This is a genomic window from Halobacillus sp. GSS1 (genome assembly GCF_017307035.1).
Classification (GTDB): domain Bacteria; phylum Bacillota; class Bacilli; order Bacillales; family Halobacillaceae; genus Halobacillus; species Halobacillus litoralis.
On the sequence record NZ_JAFLHE010000023.1, the window covers coordinates 1 to 15,274 of the forward strand.

Consider the following 15,274-nt stretch of genomic DNA (forward strand, 5'->3'; position numbering starts at 1 on the left):
ATTCTGGCCTCGTTTGGCGCGATTCTGGCCTCGTTTGGCGCGATTCTGGCCTCGTTTGGCGCGAACGGCATCCTATAAATGGATGCCGTTCGCGCATAAGAAAAAACAGCCTCTGGAACGATATCCTGAGACTGTTTATGTTTGTTATCCTTGTTCTTTCTCTGAAGTCTGATCTCTTCTCCAGTATTCCATCCCCTCGACACCCGGGAGATGATCTTGATAAAAGACCGGGTCTTTTCCTGCTTTCTTCTGCTTACGATAGTCTTGCAGTGCAGCATATGCCACGGATGACAATCGGAAAATCGCGTACAAGTTGATCAATGCCATGATTCCCATCGTCAAGTCAGCCAGTGACCATACAAGACCAAACTCAGCAATTGCACCGAACATGACCATAAACAGTACAGCTACTCGGTAAATAAAGATCGCTGGTTTGCTTGTTTTGATGAATTCGATGTTCGTCTCTCCATAGTAATAGTTCCCGATGATCGAGCTGAATGCGAAAAGGAAGATAGCTATGGCAATGAAAACGGCCGCCCATGCTCCAAGTTCGGATTCAAATGCCTCCTGGGTCAGCTGAATTCCATCAAGGTCTGTTCCTACATAGTCTCCGGCAAAGAGAATAATGACGGCAGTCGCACTACAAATAAGCAACGTATCTGTGAATACACCCAATGTTTGAATCAACCCTTGTTTTACCGGGTGCGTGACCTCAGATGTAGCAGCTGCGTTTGGCGCACTTCCCATCCCTGCTTCGTTAGAGAATAATCCACGCTTAATTCCAATTAGAATCATACCGCCGAACGTACCTCCTGCAACTTCACGAAAACCGAAAGCACCAGCGAAAATTTGTCCAAACATCGTCGGCACCTGTCCGATGTTCACAACCAATACGTAAGCTGCAAGAATGATATAGAAAATAGCCATAATCGGAATGATAAACTGAGTCACTTGAGCAATTCGTTTTAACCCACCAAAAATAATAATAGCTACAATAAAAGTAAGAATGCCGCCAAGCAACCATTTATCCATATTAAAGGAATTTTCAAAAGCTAGACGAATCGTATTGGATTGAACAGAACTGAAAACTAATCCGTACGTAAATGTAATGGTGATTGCGAAAACAATCCCAAGTCCTCTGTTCTTCAACCCTTTTTCAATATAATAGGCTGGACCGCCTCGATACTGTTTTTCTTCAGGGACTTTATAGATTTGTGCAAGTGTACTTTCAATAAAGCTTGAGGCTCCGCCAAGAATGGCTACAATCCACATCCAGAAAACAGCGCCGGGCCCCCCGACCGTAATTGCAGCGGCTACGCCTGCTAAGTTACCCGTACCAACACGGGACGCGGTACTGATAGCAAATGCCTGGAACGGAGACGTTCCTTTTTTGCCCTCTGCAGAAATGGATCGCTTATCAAAAAGGACCCGGAACATTTCTGGTATGTATGTAAACTGGGCAAAATTCAGTTTAATCGAAAACCATAAGCCTAAGCCGAGCAAGGCAGCAACGAGTATGGTTCCCCACATCCAGTCGTTCAGAAAAGTAAGTATACCTTCCACCATAACCTTCACCTCTTTAAGTTATATTTTCCATATAAAGTCAGTTCCCATAATTGCTTGGAAACAAACCAACAACTACAAGAACTCAACTATTTTACCATACGTGCTCCCCTCCCTCTACTCCTTATCTATCAAACACCCCCAATCCCACTAACGCTCCCTTTACTTGAAGACTCAGTTTCGAGATGTTCGTGTGATTCTAGGGGATCCGGGAAAAGGTTCGTCTTGCTCCATCGTCCCATAGGAGTCTCACCGTTTCCCTCCGCCCCTTTATCTTATAAGTGTCTCGAAACCACTTCTAAAAGGGGCAGATTGAATGGTTGAGGGAAGTGGATGATTGGAACATCTGTAAGGTTCCAATTCTTCTCCAGTGGGCGGGCATTTAGTGCGTTGTATCAAGCATTTGCGTAAACTAAACGTCGATGGAGTAAAGTTTATATTATTACTCATAACCATACAAGCTGATTTTTTTAAAGTAGTGGTTTCGAGAATCTTCTTTGGTAAGTGGGCGGTGGGGAATGGCGCGACTCCTGCGGAAAAAAAGTGCAGGGGGAGACCCCGCAGGACGCAGTCCGAGGAGGCTCACCGCGCTCCCGCGGAAAGCGAGCTATTCCCCGTATCCCCCCTCCACTCAATAAGAGTCTCGAAATCGAGTCTTCAACAAACCTGCCATATAGCGTAATAGAATATGAAACCTTACAATCATCTAAATGAAAAAAATTCTCAATATTCACTTGACTTCTTTGCTAAATCTATTAAAATTGAATCTGGAATGAAAATCATTATCAATGGTTGATAAAATTATACATAAGAGGTGGAAAGAACATGAGAAACAACAAATGGTTTTTAATGAGCTTTATCCTTATCCTTTCTATGTTCGTACTCGCAGCTTGCGGAGGAAACGATCAGGAAGATGCAACGGAATCGAATGAAGAAGAAACAACGAACACAGAGGAAAACAGCGAAGAGAACGCTTCAGAAGAAACTGGTGGAGAGGTCAACCTTTACACTGGGCGTCACTATGATACAGACCAAGAGCTTTACGACAAGTTCGAGGAAGAAACAGGCATTAAAGTCAACGTCATCGAAGGAAAAGACGATGAATTGATTGCACGTCTTGACCGTGAAGGTGAAGCTTCTGAAGCCGACCTTTTAATCACAGCGGATGCTGGCCGTCTGCACCGCGCGAAGTCCCAAGAGCTTTTGCAGCCCATTGAAAGTGATGTGTTAAGTGAAAACATTCCGGAGAAATTCCGTGATGAAGATAACAACTGGTTCGGATTGACGAAACGTGCTCGTGTCATTGCTTACCATAAAGAACGCGTAAATGAAGAAGACGTTCAAACTTATATGGACCTGACAAAAGATGAGTTCCAGGACAAAGTCCTGATCCGTTCATCTTCTAACATTTACAACCAGTCCCTTGTCGCTTCTATGATTGCTACTGAAGGTGAAGAAGCTGCGAAAGAATGGGCACAAGGCATTGTGGACAACATGGCCCGTGACCCTCAAGGCGGAGACCGCGACCAGGCAAAAGCTGTAGCTGCCGGTGAAGGTGATGTAGCCGTTATGAATACCTACTACATGGGTAAAATGTTGAATTCTGAAGATGAAGAAGAAGTTAAAGTTGCGGAACAGCTAGAAATCATGTTCCCTAACCAGGATACAACAGGTACTCACGTAAACATCAGTGGTGTTGGTGTGACAGCAAGCAGCCAAAACACGGAAAACGCGAAGAAGTTCATTGAGTTCCTTTCTAAAGAGGAAGCACAAAAACAATTTGCTGAAGCAAACTATGAATACCCGGTCAACCCTAATGTAGAGCCTTCTGAGCTTCTGCAAAGCTGGGGTGAGTTCAAAGAGCAGGACATTCGTCTGAATGAACTTGGAGAGAACAACGATCGTGCAATTCAAATCATGAATGAAGTCGGCTGGAAATAATAAGAGCCCTCTCACCGCATCATGCCTTCCATGATGCGGTTTTTTCTATACAAAACAGTTGAGAACTGTTATCATTAAAGCGGACTCAACCTTGAATGAAGAAAGTTTTCCGGGTTTTTTCATTCAAGGCTGAGCGATTGGTAGGATAAAGGACGTGTCACGCTTGAATTTGTTACGTAAGCTTCCTGGGTACATGAACATTTGGTCGATCCTCAGCCTGGCGATTGTCATTTTGATTCTCATTCCCAACATGACGATCCTCTTTAACTTCTTTACACAAAAGGCTGAAAACTGGAATCACATCCAGGAATACATCTTGCCGGATTTATTAAAAAATACCGGTTTGCTTATTGTTTTCACAGGATTTTTAACCATCATCATCGGTACGAGTTTAGCATGGATCGTGTCAGCCTATGAGTTTCCTATGAAAAAGTTCTTTAAGTGGGGGCTGATCCTGCCACTGGCCATCCCTCCTTATATTGCAGGTTACACATATAACGGGATTTTGAACTATACAGGTGTCATACAAACAACATTACGAAACAATTGGGGCATTGAGGTGGATCAAGTCTATTTCAATATTCTCAATCTGCCCGGGGCCGTCTTTATATTCACGCTCTTTCTCTTTCCCTATGTGTACACGATTACAAGAGCATTTCTAGCTAACCAGTCCGCATCACTCATTGAAAATGCCAGGCTCCTCGGCCGCTCTCCGGTAGATATCTTTTTTAGAGTAGTCCTCCCTATATCGCGTGGAGCGATTGTCGGAGGCGTGAGTCTTGTGCTTTTGGAAGTGTTAAATGACTATGGAGTGGTTCAATATTTCGGTGTACCGACGTTTAGTACAGCAATCTTTCAAACATGGTTTGGGATGAATGATCTCAATTCAGCCATCAAACTATCGGCGACGCTCATGTTTATTGTGTTTGCCATTCTTACTTTAGAAAAGGTGCTCCGCGGACGTAAAAAATATGCATCGACAACGGCTAAAGCTCGTCCCCTCCACCCTACCCGGTTAAAAGGATGGAAAGCATGGGGAGCTTTTGGATACTGTTTGTTTATTTTCTTATTAGGATTTCTCATTCCATTCGTGCAACTTGTCGACTGGATGTTATTAACTTTTGAAAAAATCGCATCTCCCGAATTTACAACACTCATATGGAATTCACTTCTTGTCTCTTTCGTTGGTGCCTTACTGATTGTCTTGTTTGCTGTGATCATCGCTAACTTTTCCAGAATGCATCAGAGCGCCTTATCAAAGTCGGCAGCAAAAGTGACGATCTTAGGATATTCCATTCCGGGAGCCGTCATCGCGGTCGGAATCAGTACCGTCTTTATTGGTTTGGATAGTGGTCTTTCAAGCTTTTATGAATCTACTGGTTTGGAACGCCGCCTATTCCTGAGTACAAGTTTGGTCATCTTAATCTCTGCCTACATCATCCGCTTCCTTGCCATCGGGTACAATTCCATCGAATCCGGCTTTGATAAAATCGGCAATAAGTACACGGAAGCTTCAAGAATGCTAGGCATGAATATGACACGCACTTTCTTCAAAGTCGATTTGAAAATGATCAAAGCCCCGCTAATCAGTGGGTTCCTGCTCGCTTTTATCGAAATCATAAAAGAACTGCCTCTCACCCTGATTTTGAGACCGTTTAACTTTGGTACGCTATCGACGAATGCTTTTAAATACGCGAGTGATGAACAAATACATGAGGCGGCTCTTGCCTCCATCATTATCGTTGTCATCAGTGCCATTGCTGTTTTTGTTTTTCATCAAGTTTTAGAAAAGGAGTCGAATTGATATGTACGTTCAAATCAAAGATCTCTGTTTTGGATATAAAAACGCAAAGAATTTGACAATCCACCATTTCAACCTTGATATCGAACAAGGAGAGATCATCTCCATTCTTGGTGAAAGTGGCAGTGGAAAGAGTACCGTACTGCGTCTTCTGTGTGGTCTTGAAACACCTTCCAAGGGAACGATAAAAATCGGAAATCAGACGATGACCGATGAACGGACGTTTGTCCTACCTGAAAGAAGAGGAATTGGCATGGTCTTTCAAGATTATGCTCTATTCCCTCATATGACTGTTTATGAGAATGTGCAGTTCGGATTAAAAAACTGGAAAAGAAAAGAACGGAAGAACCGCGTCCATGAAGTGCTTGAGCTGGTGAACATGAGCAGCTACGCAAAGAGATACCCTCACGAATTAAGTGGCGGACAGCAGCAGCGAATTGCTCTGGCTCGTTCTCTTGCACCGGAGCCCTCCCTTCTTCTATTAGATGAGCCATTTAGTAATTTGGATGCAGACCTGCAAATCAAAATCAGAAGTGAATTAAAAGAAATCATTAAACAAACAGGTACAACTTCTATTTTCGTCACCCACGACCGAGAGGACTCGAGAGCGATTGCTGATCGCATCATTACTATGAGAGACGGAGCAGCCCACGATTGGGATTCCCTTTGTACAACGACCCGTCATGAAGAAGAACAGCGTCAACCTGAGCTCGTGCGGCTCAAATAGAAGTAAGCTCGGCTGCCGTTATAGGCACCCGAGCTTTTTTTAACAGTCGCGTTTCCAAGGAAGGCTGGTACCAAACTTCTCAGCCAGCTCCTTCGATTCTTTCCTTCTGTTTTTCCTGTGTTCATGACGCTTCTGCGCGTTTTCATGCAGCCACTTTTCTTCATCAGATTCAGGATAAACCCCTGGTACCGGGGATGGTTCATTCTTTTCGTCCACGGCTACCATGGATAAGAAAGCGGTTGTGCAAACCTTTCTTTCTCCAGTCAGAAGGTTCTCTGTCGTTGCTTTGACAAACACTTCCATGGACGTATTATGTGTCCATGTGACGAATGCCTCCAGGCAAATGGTATCTCCCTCAAAAACCGGCTGTAGAAAGTCGACCGAATCTGTAGAAGCCGTCACCACCGGCTTTCTGGCATGTCTGACTGCTGCAATCGCTGCTACATCATCAATATGTGCCATCAGCTTTCCACCGAATAACGTTCCGTGACTATTCGTATCCGGAGGTAAAACGTGTGAACTTTTTACTGTTAATGAATCGATACAAGGTTTTGCTTCCATTGTGTATTTCCTCACTTCCATATGGAATCGTTCTCTGCCTTCTATTATACCATGTTTGGTATATCTCAATCTTTTTGACTGAATACTATTTCAAAAACTGCACCCGAGGTGTCTTCCCTGTTGTAGGCATGGATCTCTCCACCACTCCGTTCAATGATTGCTCTGGATATGGCCAGCCCAAGCCCTGTTTCCCCTTCTTTTCCTTTGATAAAACGTTCGAAAAGCTGAGGAAGAAGTTCCTCCGGAATGCCAGGACCATCGTCGATTACTTTCACTCGATACTGATCCTGCCCTTTCTCTGTAGTCATGGTAACTGTACTCTCCGCATGTCTGACCGCATTGCTTAATATATTAATCATCGCCTGAAGGACTCGTTCCCTGTCAACGAATGTATGGTACGGATGAATATCTTTCGTTCGCAAGGCAATCCCTTTTTCCTTGGCAAGTGGATACAACCGATCCCTCGCTTGACTAACCACTTCAGATATTTCTGTTCCTTCCGGGTTATACACATCTTCGCTGCTGTCCAGTTTGGCTAACAGGATCATTTCATTCACGATTTTTTTCAAGCGTTCTGTCTCACTCACCATGACATTCAAACCTTTTTCTGCCGCTTCTCCTTCAAACACTCCATCCCTGATCCCTTCTGCATACCCTTGAATGGACATCAAAGGCGTTTTAAGTTCATGGGATGCATTTTGAAAGAATTGCTTTTGGGAGTGGATATACCTGGAGAGCTCCGCAGCCATGTGTCTGAGACTTTGTTCTACTTCACCAATTTCTCCGGAAGCATGAACTTTTTTCACATCAGAGAACTGACGCTTTTCGATCTTTTTCACTTCTTCCTTCAATTTTGTAAGAGGGGTTACGAGACGCCAGGTCAACACATAACTCACAAGGATTGCAAGGAATAAGCCGATGAGAAAAACAACAATCATACGTGAGGCAAAAACGGATTGGACGGCTTGCAAGTCATTGAGCGGGGTTGCCATGACGAGGACTTGACTCTCATCTGAGCTCACAGGAAAGTCATAAGCCACGTATTTCTCCCCCATCGTTTCCCAAACTTCCTGATCGATGAGTTCCTCCTCATAACGTTCCACCCAGGCATACGCTACGACAGCAGGCATCGTACGGAATAATATCTCATCACTTTCCCTATCGAATAATACGATCGGGTAATTTCGGTCCTGCAACAGCTGGGAGAGTTCAGGGCTCCGCTCAGGATCCTGATCATTGATAATGTCTACCAGAAGATCTGCTCTCCCCTTAAGCTGGCGCTGTTCATCCTGAATAAGCATGTCCATGAGCAGCGAGTAGATAAAAAATGCGGTGATCGACATAATGACGATAATTAACGTTGCAAAAGCGGCATTCAATTGATACAAAAGCTTCATGTACGCTTCTCCTTCAATCGATAGCCGTGTCCCCACACCGTTTCAATCGGCAGGTCTTTCATCTTTTTACGTAATCGCTTGATCAGGTCATCGACCGCACGATCACTGCCGTAATAATCTTCTCCCCACACTTTGATCAACAGTTCTTCACGGGCGAAGGCACGATTCTCTTGAGAAGCCAGGATTTTCAGCATCTCAAACTCTTTTGTTGTCACTTCGATCTCTTCACCTTGAAAATAGGCTTGTCTCTCCGCATCATTCAATTCAAGTTCACCAGCTACGATAGTCTCCTGTGCCTCATCTTCACTTGGCTTCATGGACTGCCAACGTTTCAAATGACGTTTAGCCCTTGCCACTAACTCCCTCGGACTGAAAGGTTTGGTTAAGTAATCATCCCCACCCAGTTCCAGGCCGAGAATTTTATCTACCTCTTCATCTTTGGCTGATATAATAATTATCGGAACTTCTGAAATCTGACGTATTTTTTTACAAAACTCATAGCCATCCATTCCAGGAAGCATGATGTCCAGCACCCAAAGGTCAGGGGTCTGTTCCTGAAAAATATCCCAGGCCTTCTCTGCCGTATCGACAGCAATCACCTGATACCCTTCTTTATTTAAATAACCTTCTACAATATCTCGAATATTCGGATCGTCTTCTACAAGTCCAATCATCTGATTCATAGATGGCATCCTCCTCTATCCACATCTGCTCTTGCTTTATTCTCTCATATTTTTTTAGTTTACTCCTACATTACACACTTTTTCCACATTTACACCAAAGTCATTCCATAACTCTGTCGTAGAATAAAAATTGTCAGAGGGAAACACCAAAGATCAACAGCGAATCTTATTGAAAGGGGCGTCGTTTCTCTAATGTTTGATGAACAGAAGCGAAATGATAAGAAACAATACAAACGTTCCGGTATAGCTTTCAGTGTTTTAGGAGCCATTGCAGCTGTTTTTCTAGTTACAACCGTTTTTCAGTGGCAGGGCATTTCTATAGATATCAATACAGAAAAGCCGACAGCACAAGCTAATGAACTGAATCTCGGGAAAAACCAGGAGGAAGTGACTCAAGCAGTGAATGAAGCTTCCGAAGCGGTTGTTGGAATCAGTAATGTCCAAAATACAGGACAAGGCGCTAAAAAAGCCGGTACAGGTTCCGGGGTCATTTATAAGGAAGAAGGCGGGAAAGCTTTTGTTGCCACCAACCATCACGTCATAGAAAATGCTTCAGAACTTGAAGTTATTCTGAGTGATGGAACAAAAGTGAAAGCCGAATTAAAAGGTAGTGACCCTTTAACAGACCTGGCCGTTTTACAAATAGATAGCGAACATGTGCAGAAGGTTGCTGAACTGGGTAAATCCAGTGACGTAGAGGTCGGGCAAACAGCCATAGCCATCGGTAACCCACTTGGCATGGAGTTCGCAGGATCCGTAACGAAAGGGATTGTCAGTGGTTTGAACCGTAATATTCCAGTCGATATTAACGGTGATCAACAGCCAGATTGGCAGACCGAAGTCCTTCAAACCGATGCAGCCATCAATCCAGGTAACAGTGGCGGTGCGCTCATCAATCTGCAAGGCGAAGTCATTGGAATCAACTCTATGAAAATCGCAAAAGCAGAAGTTGAAGGAATTGGATTCTCTATCCCTATGGACGTTGCTAAACCTGTCATCGAAGACTTAGAGACAAACGGCGAAGTTGAGCGTCCTTACATGGGAGTTTCCCTGCAAGACTTAAACCAAATCCCTAACCCTGTGTTACAACGTGAGCTAGGGTTGCCAGAAGAAGTAACGGAAGGCGTCCTCGTCCAAGGCGTCGAAAAAGGCTCCCCTGCTGATGAAGCAGGACTCGAAAAATACGATGTGATCACCGCCATCGACGGCAATGAAATCGAGTCTCTCATCAGCTTGCGACAGTATCTCTACAACCAAGCACAAGACGGAGATACAGCCGAGCTTGAAATTTACCGTGACGGCAAACCAACCACCGTCCAAATCACGCTAACCTCTCAATAATTGAACAGATATGAAGAATACGTGATGAAGAAAGATTGAAAAGTAGAAACGCTGATGGGGATTCGACATCCAATAGATACGATCGATCCCCCCTCCAGATATCTATTAGATTAAAGAATTCCCTTCAGCCTTTCTCATGTTACAAAGGAAAACCAATACCAAAACAACCTCTCTCAAAAAGCCCTGCGCAAGATGCGCAGGGCTTTTTAATTTATTCAATTATTTGGCAGGAAGACTTGATTTCGAGACTTTTGTTGAGTGGATGGGGACTACGGGTGATGACTCGCTTTCCGTGGGAGCGCGGTGAGCCTCCTCGGACTGCGTCCTGTGGGGTCTCACCAAGCACTTTTTCCCACAGGAGTCTCCTCATCCCCCTCCGCCCCTTTGCTATATCAAGGTCTCGAAACCACTTATAGAAACCCCTCACTCCAACTTGGTTGAGTCGAGTAATTGAAGCGCCCTGGGGCAGGTGTTTGTCATCCTACTGCTTGATATATAGCAAATTCTACGTACAGCCCAGGGTTAGTGGAGGACAGTCCTTGTGGTTCTCCCTTACATAGAAAGGGGTGGTTGGGAAGCTGCGAGACTCCCATGAAAGAAGGAGATAGGCGAGATCCCGCAGGGCGTAGCCCGAGGAAGCTCGGCGCTCCCCCACAGGAAAGCGAGTGGCTTCCCAACCACCCCTGGCGCTAAACTAAGTAACGAACCCCGAAAACGCCTCGAAACTGTGTCTTCTACAATCTTGAAGAGTAAAATAATTATAGGATTGGTGATAATAGCCTTGAGATGGCTTCTTTAAAGCGGATCCATTTTGTCCTGGCATGATAAAGCTTAAATGTAAGCTCTGTCGACTCGACAATGTCCTCATGGAAACGGTCGGCTAATGACTGCGCCACTTCTGGATGATACAAAAAGGCATTCACTTCAAAGTTCAGACGGAAACTCCTCACATCAATATTGGCTGTACCTACCGAAGCTATTTTTCCATCAACGACGATTGTCTTGGCGTGTAAGAATCCTTTTTGGTAGACGTAAATGCTTGCACCTGCTTTTAACATATCTCCAATGTTTGAAAATGTTGCCCAGTACACGAATGGATGGTCTGGCTTATTAGGAATCATGATCCTCACATCCACTCCTGACAGGACCGCTACACGGAGCGCATCAAGCAAGCTGTCGTCAGGGATGAAGTATGGGGTTTGAATGTACACATACTTTTTCGCTGAAAGGATCATTTTCAAGTAGCCATGCTTGATTTGCTCCCACTCCGAATCAGGACCACTGGAGACGATCTGCATGCCTACATCGCCTTTGGGTTTAGCCTGGTAATACCTCTGCTCATACACAATATCTCTGCGTGAGGCGTGATTCCAGTCAAGTATGAAGCGTGTCTGCATGTTGTTCACTGCTTCTCCTTCCACGCGCAAATGGGTGTCCCGCCAATATCCAAACCTTTTATTAAAGCCCAAATATTCGTCTCCGATGTTGAAACCACCAATATACCCGATTTCACCGTCGATAATCGCAAGTTTTCTGTGGTTTCGGTAATTGATTTTCATATTCACTTTAGGGATAAAGGAAGGGAAAAACGATTCCACTTGCACGCCCGCTTCTTTCAAGCTCCGTATATAGGAACGCTTCAATAATCTTGAACCCATGTCATCATACAAAAGCTTGACTTCCACACCTTCCACAGCTTTCCGTTTCAACACATCAGCCAGGCGGTGCCCTAAGTTATCATCTCTTAAAATATAATAGAGCAAATGAATATGATCTTCTGCCTTTTCAAGATCTTCGATAAGTGCATGAAACTTCTTTTGACCATCTGTAAATATTTCAACTTGGTTGTTTTGCGATAATAATGCATCGTTGTTTTTTAGATGCATATAAATTAAATCTTCATATGGAATGATATCTTCATGCTGGACTTTCAACTCGTTATTCTTAATGGCTGTCAATTGTTCCTGGACAGCGGCAAGAAGTCCAAGACGACTTTTTTTGTCCCAGGTAAATATTTCTTTATTGCTGAGCCGGCGTCCGAAGATCAAATAAAGAAAGAAACCTGCGACAGGAATAAATAGTAAAACCATTAACCACGCCCATGTTGCACTCGCATCTCTTCGTTCAAGGAAGATGATGGCTAAGGCAAGCAACACGTTCAAGGTAAGAATGATACTCACAAAAATCGGCAGGATGTTCAACGTGGCCACCTTCCTTTTTCTAACAAGAAATCATGATACAAATATATCATATTCCTTCCTTTCATTGATTAAGACATGCTTCACATGTCGTCTTTATATGAAATAAGTAAAAAGAGATAAGCTTCCTTTTCAGAATGCCTATCTCTTCTCATAATTTCCCTGTTATTTCGTCATCAATATGCCTGCTTCTTCCAATGCCATTTCTGCCTCATCGAGGGCTTCCTGGCTGTCCGCCGCAATGGTATGCGTATGGATGCCGCCTGTCAATTCAAGTAAGTAAGAGGCTTTGGTGCTGTTCACTTTCTCGATGAATTTCTTTACATCCCGGCGATTTGAGATTGTAAGTCTGGATGTTAAATCACCATAAATAGGATGTTCGACTACGACATCCTGGACATGAACACCATGATCAACCAGAATATTAAGTTCCTGTTCTGTTTCGTCCCCCTGGTGCTTGCATACAATCGTACGTTGATAGGGAAGGTCATCTTTTCCATCCATCATATACATGTACCCTTGACTTGTGGCAACGATCGGCTCATTCTTTGCTTTCAGCAGGGAGACATCACCGACAATGACTTGCCGGGTCACGTTCATTTCCTCGGCAAGAGAACTACCTGTGACAGGCGCACCTTTTTGTTTTAATAAAGCGAGAATAAACTCTCTTCGTTCATTCGCTTTCATCTTTTTTGGAGATTGACTCATAAACATGACCCCTTCGTGCGATTTACATAAAATTATCTTACCACAATAATAAGGATTTCAAAATGCGGGCCCCTTTTCCTATTAAGAATACTCATACCCTTTCAAATCCCACTTTTCAACAGAGAAAGTAGTGGATCCTAATGATGTAAAGAGAATATGCTCCTCTTCAGCTTGAGGATAAATCCTGGAACTCAGCACTTCTTCCCCACCATTAATGAAAATTTCCAGTGAAGACTGATCGATAAACAAACGGAGGTTCTTTAATCCTTCCTTCAATTTCACGCGACGGAACTCCGTTTTGGAACGGTCTTCTAAATGCGGTCTTGATAATGTTATGACATGATCTTTGTAACTCAAAGAAGCATACTGAAAAAGTTCGATGGCGAACATATCCTCCAATGATTCAATATCGAGGTTCAGCTCAATCGATCTCCCTTGTACCCCTCTCACACCTTTTTGATCATTTTCAATCGTAATGGATGAATGCATTAAAACTGGTCCACGCATAGAGGCAAGCTCAGGCAGAGGGGTTTGTATGATTCTTTGGCCATCCCACTTCAATTCACGCGGAATCGTCAAGCAATGGACCCATCCATGTTCAACCGTGGGATGTGCTTGTTCATATTGCTCCGGGACCCCCATCCAGCCGACAAGGATCCTTCTTCCTTTTTCATCCCTTGTCGTTTGAGGAGCATAAAACTCGAAGCCTCGATCAAGCTCACGAAAATCTCCGTGTTGGAATGTTTCAGAGCTTTCATCCCATTGCCCAATAAAACACCCGCTCTGATATGTATTTGCATAGTCCATACCATCAGCCTCAAGTCCCTGCGGGCAGACCATAAGCACGTCTGCACCATCCAGTTCGAATAAATCCGGACACTCCCACATATAGCCAAACTCACCCAGTTCCCCTTCATTACTTCCGGCAATAGGGCCTACGTGTTCCCATGAATGAAGGTCAGTCGAACGGAACAATACAGCCTTCCCCTGCTTATCCACTGTTTGAGCTCCAACCACCATGTACCATAGGTCCCCCTTCTTCCATACTTTCGGGTCTCTGAAATGAGCTGTGTACCCTTTTGGCGTTTCAATGATGACCCCTTTTTTCTCAAAATGGACACCTTCCCTAGATACAGCAAGACATTGATATTCTGCCTCAGGTCCATGTTCCCCTTCCACATTTCCCGTATAGAAAAGGTGCAATTGATCATCATGCACGACAGCACTCCCCGAATAAACCCCATCCTTGTCATACCATTCGGATGGAGTCAAAGCCACAGCCTCATGCTTCCAATTCACAAGATCTGCAGAAGTGTAATGTCCCCAGTATTTTGCCCCATGAGCTGTATCGAAAGGCATCCACTGATAAAAGAGATGATATGTCCCTTTCCATTGAATGAATCCATTCGGATCGTTCATCAGACCGACAGGCGGCATATGATGATAGTTCTGACGGTACATATCCGCTTCTACGGTTTGTTTGTGATTCTGTACTTCTGTCTCCACTTTGTTTCGCAGCTCTGTATCACGCTTAGACATCACGCTTCTCCTCCCTTTTCTACTTATCCGTCTTCCTTCTTGCCCCATTATAAAACATCCCACTCTCCTCCGCCATGAAAACTCCCTTTTTCTGGATCATACATCCAGAAAAAGCCTGATGTACACGTTTGGTACATCAGGCCTTGGTCGTCTATTATTTCGTTTTCAGTGTAGCGATGGTAGATTCGCCGGCGTTTGCGCCGTCGCTATAAGATGGATCGAAGTTTTCGACTACATCATCATAGTTTGTAATGACTACAGGTGTAATCGTACTTTTCGCTTTTTCTTTAACAAGATCAATATCAAACGTAATCAAATGATCACCCGCGTTTACTTTGTCTCCAGTGGTGATGTGCCCTTCAAAGCCTTCCCCTTCCATGGAAACCGTCTCAAGGCCGATGTGTACAAGGACTTCCACACCTGACTTCGTTTTTATCCCTACGGCATGGTTAGTAGGGAAAAGCTGAACGATTTCACCGGATACCGGGCTTACTACTTTTCCATCAGTCGGTTCAATAGCTACGCCGTCCCCCATCATCCGCTGACTAAATACAGGGTCGTCCACATCATCCAGAGGAACCACTTTTCCATTTACCGGAGCGACAATCTGTTCCTCCACACTTTTGTTATTACCAAATAGTTTTTTTAACATAACTCCATCGTCCCTTCTATTTTTTTTAAGCGGCATGCTTGAACTTTTACTTCTCTTCACACTGGTATTACTTTTCCCGATGTGATGATGGATAAACACATATCCGCTACCTATTGTTCCAATAGAATGTGTGGAAAGGGAAAGACAGCCAGGACGATGGAGC

The 15,274-nt window shown here is 44.1% G+C and carries 12 protein-coding genes; 4 read left to right on the plus strand and 8 right to left on the minus strand.

Annotated features, from left to right (window positions below; all coding sequences use genetic code 11):
• Positions 1–144: 144 nt before the first annotated feature.
• A complete protein-coding gene (locus J0K78_RS19435) occupies positions 145–1,566 on the minus strand; it encodes an alanine/glycine:cation symporter family protein (protein WP_206948551.1) in 1,422 nt (473 codons plus the stop codon).
• An 822-nt stretch (positions 1,567–2,388) separates the two neighbouring features.
• Between J0K78_RS19435 and J0K78_RS19440 the strand changes: the two genes are divergently transcribed.
• From J0K78_RS19440 to J0K78_RS19450, 3 genes are all read left to right on the plus strand, one after another.
• Complete coding sequence (locus J0K78_RS19440) at positions 2,389–3,504, plus strand: Fe(3+) ABC transporter substrate-binding protein (RefSeq protein ID WP_206948552.1); 1,116 nt, start codon at positions 2,389–2,391, stop codon at positions 3,502–3,504.
• A gap of 193 nt (positions 3,505–3,697) precedes the next feature.
• Positions 3,698–5,308 carry an ABC transporter permease gene (locus J0K78_RS19445; RefSeq protein ID WP_206948572.1) on the plus strand — a complete coding sequence of 537 codons (1,611 nt, stop codon included), beginning with the start codon at positions 3,698–3,700 and terminating at the stop codon, positions 5,306–5,308.
• A 1-nt stretch (position 5,309) separates the two neighbouring features.
• Entirely contained in the window at positions 5,310–6,032 is a 723-nt protein-coding gene (locus tag J0K78_RS19450; RefSeq protein WP_206948553.1) for an ABC transporter ATP-binding protein, read from the plus strand.
• A 39-nt stretch (positions 6,033–6,071) separates the two neighbouring features.
• Here J0K78_RS19450 and J0K78_RS19455 read toward each other — a convergent pair whose 3' ends face one another.
• From J0K78_RS19455 to J0K78_RS19465, 3 genes are all read right to left on the minus strand, one after another.
• Complete coding sequence (locus J0K78_RS19455; protein WP_089653695.1) at positions 6,072–6,593, minus strand: acyl-CoA thioesterase; 522 nt, start codon at positions 6,591–6,593, stop codon at positions 6,072–6,074.
• 65 nt (positions 6,594–6,658) lie between these two features.
• Positions 6,659–7,990: a sensor histidine kinase gene (locus J0K78_RS19460; protein ID WP_206948554.1), complete on the minus strand. Its 1,332-nt coding sequence runs from the start codon at positions 7,988–7,990 to the stop codon at positions 6,659–6,661.
• The gene (locus J0K78_RS19465; protein WP_206948555.1) at positions 7,987–8,673 is read right to left on the minus strand and encodes a response regulator transcription factor; all 687 of its coding nucleotides are present in this window, start codon (positions 8,671–8,673) and stop codon (positions 7,987–7,989) included. The genes J0K78_RS19460 and J0K78_RS19465 overlap by 4 nt, the downstream gene beginning before the upstream one ends.
• Positions 8,674–8,865: 192 nt before the next feature.
• On the opposite strand from J0K78_RS19465, the gene J0K78_RS19470 reads away from it, so the two are divergent.
• On the plus strand, positions 8,866–10,014 hold the full coding sequence (locus J0K78_RS19470) for a S1C family serine protease (protein WP_206948556.1): 1,149 nt from the start codon (positions 8,866–8,868) through the stop codon (positions 10,012–10,014).
• Positions 10,015–10,772: 758 nt separating this feature from the next.
• On the opposite strand, the gene cls is transcribed toward J0K78_RS19470, so the two are convergent.
• The 4 genes from cls to J0K78_RS19490 form a co-directional block, all read right to left on the minus strand.
• On the minus strand, positions 10,773–12,215 hold the full coding sequence (cls, locus tag J0K78_RS19475; protein ID WP_206948557.1) for a cardiolipin synthase: 1,443 nt from the start codon (positions 12,213–12,215) through the stop codon (positions 10,773–10,775).
• Between the two features lie 162 nt (positions 12,216–12,377).
• Complete coding sequence (locus J0K78_RS19480; RefSeq protein WP_206948558.1) at positions 12,378–12,920, minus strand: transcription repressor NadR; 543 nt, start codon at positions 12,918–12,920, stop codon at positions 12,378–12,380.
• A gap of 81 nt (positions 12,921–13,001) precedes the next feature.
• A complete protein-coding gene (locus J0K78_RS19485; RefSeq protein WP_206948559.1) occupies positions 13,002–14,459 on the minus strand; it encodes a glycoside hydrolase family 32 protein in 1,458 nt (485 codons plus the stop codon).
• Positions 14,460–14,613: 154 nt separating this feature from the next.
• The gene (locus tag J0K78_RS19490; RefSeq protein ID WP_206948560.1) at positions 14,614–15,111 is read right to left on the minus strand and encodes a PTS sugar transporter subunit IIA; all 498 of its coding nucleotides are present in this window, start codon (positions 15,109–15,111) and stop codon (positions 14,614–14,616) included.
• Positions 15,112–15,274: the final 163 nt, after the last annotated feature.

Excerpts from the sequence above, each read along its gene's own strand:
- J0K78_RS19450 (WP_206948553.1), top strand. The coding sequence starts at position 5,310 with ATGTACGTTCAAATCAAAGATCTCTGTTTTGGATATAAAAACGCAAAG.
- J0K78_RS19440 (WP_206948552.1), top strand. The coding sequence starts at position 2,389 with ATGAGAAACAACAAATGGTTTTTAATGAGCTTTATCCTTATCCTTTCT.
- J0K78_RS19490 (WP_206948560.1), bottom strand. The coding sequence starts at position 15,111 with ATGTTAAAAAAACTATTTGGTAATAACAAAAGTGTGGAGGAACAGATT.
- J0K78_RS19485 (WP_206948559.1), bottom strand. The coding sequence starts at position 14,459 with ATGTCTAAGCGTGATACAGAGCTGCGAAACAAAGTGGAGACAGAAGTA.
- J0K78_RS19480 (WP_206948558.1), bottom strand. The coding sequence starts at position 12,920 with ATGAGTCAATCTCCAAAAAAGATGAAAGCGAATGAACGAAGAGAGTTT.
- J0K78_RS19460 (WP_206948554.1), bottom strand. The coding sequence starts at position 7,990 with ATGAAGCTTTTGTATCAATTGAATGCCGCTTTTGCAACGTTAATTATC.
- J0K78_RS19445 (WP_206948572.1), top strand. The coding sequence starts at position 3,698 with ATGAACATTTGGTCGATCCTCAGCCTGGCGATTGTCATTTTGATTCTC.
- J0K78_RS19470 (WP_206948556.1), top strand. The coding sequence starts at position 8,866 with ATGTTTGATGAACAGAAGCGAAATGATAAGAAACAATACAAACGTTCC.
- J0K78_RS19465 (WP_206948555.1), bottom strand. The coding sequence starts at position 8,673 with ATGAATCAGATGATTGGACTTGTAGAAGACGATCCGAATATTCGAGAT.
- J0K78_RS19455 (WP_089653695.1), bottom strand. The coding sequence starts at position 6,593 with ATGGAAGCAAAACCTTGTATCGATTCATTAACAGTAAAAAGTTCACAC.
- J0K78_RS19435 (WP_206948551.1), bottom strand. The coding sequence starts at position 1,566 with ATGGTGGAAGGTATACTTACTTTTCTGAACGACTGGATGTGGGGAACC.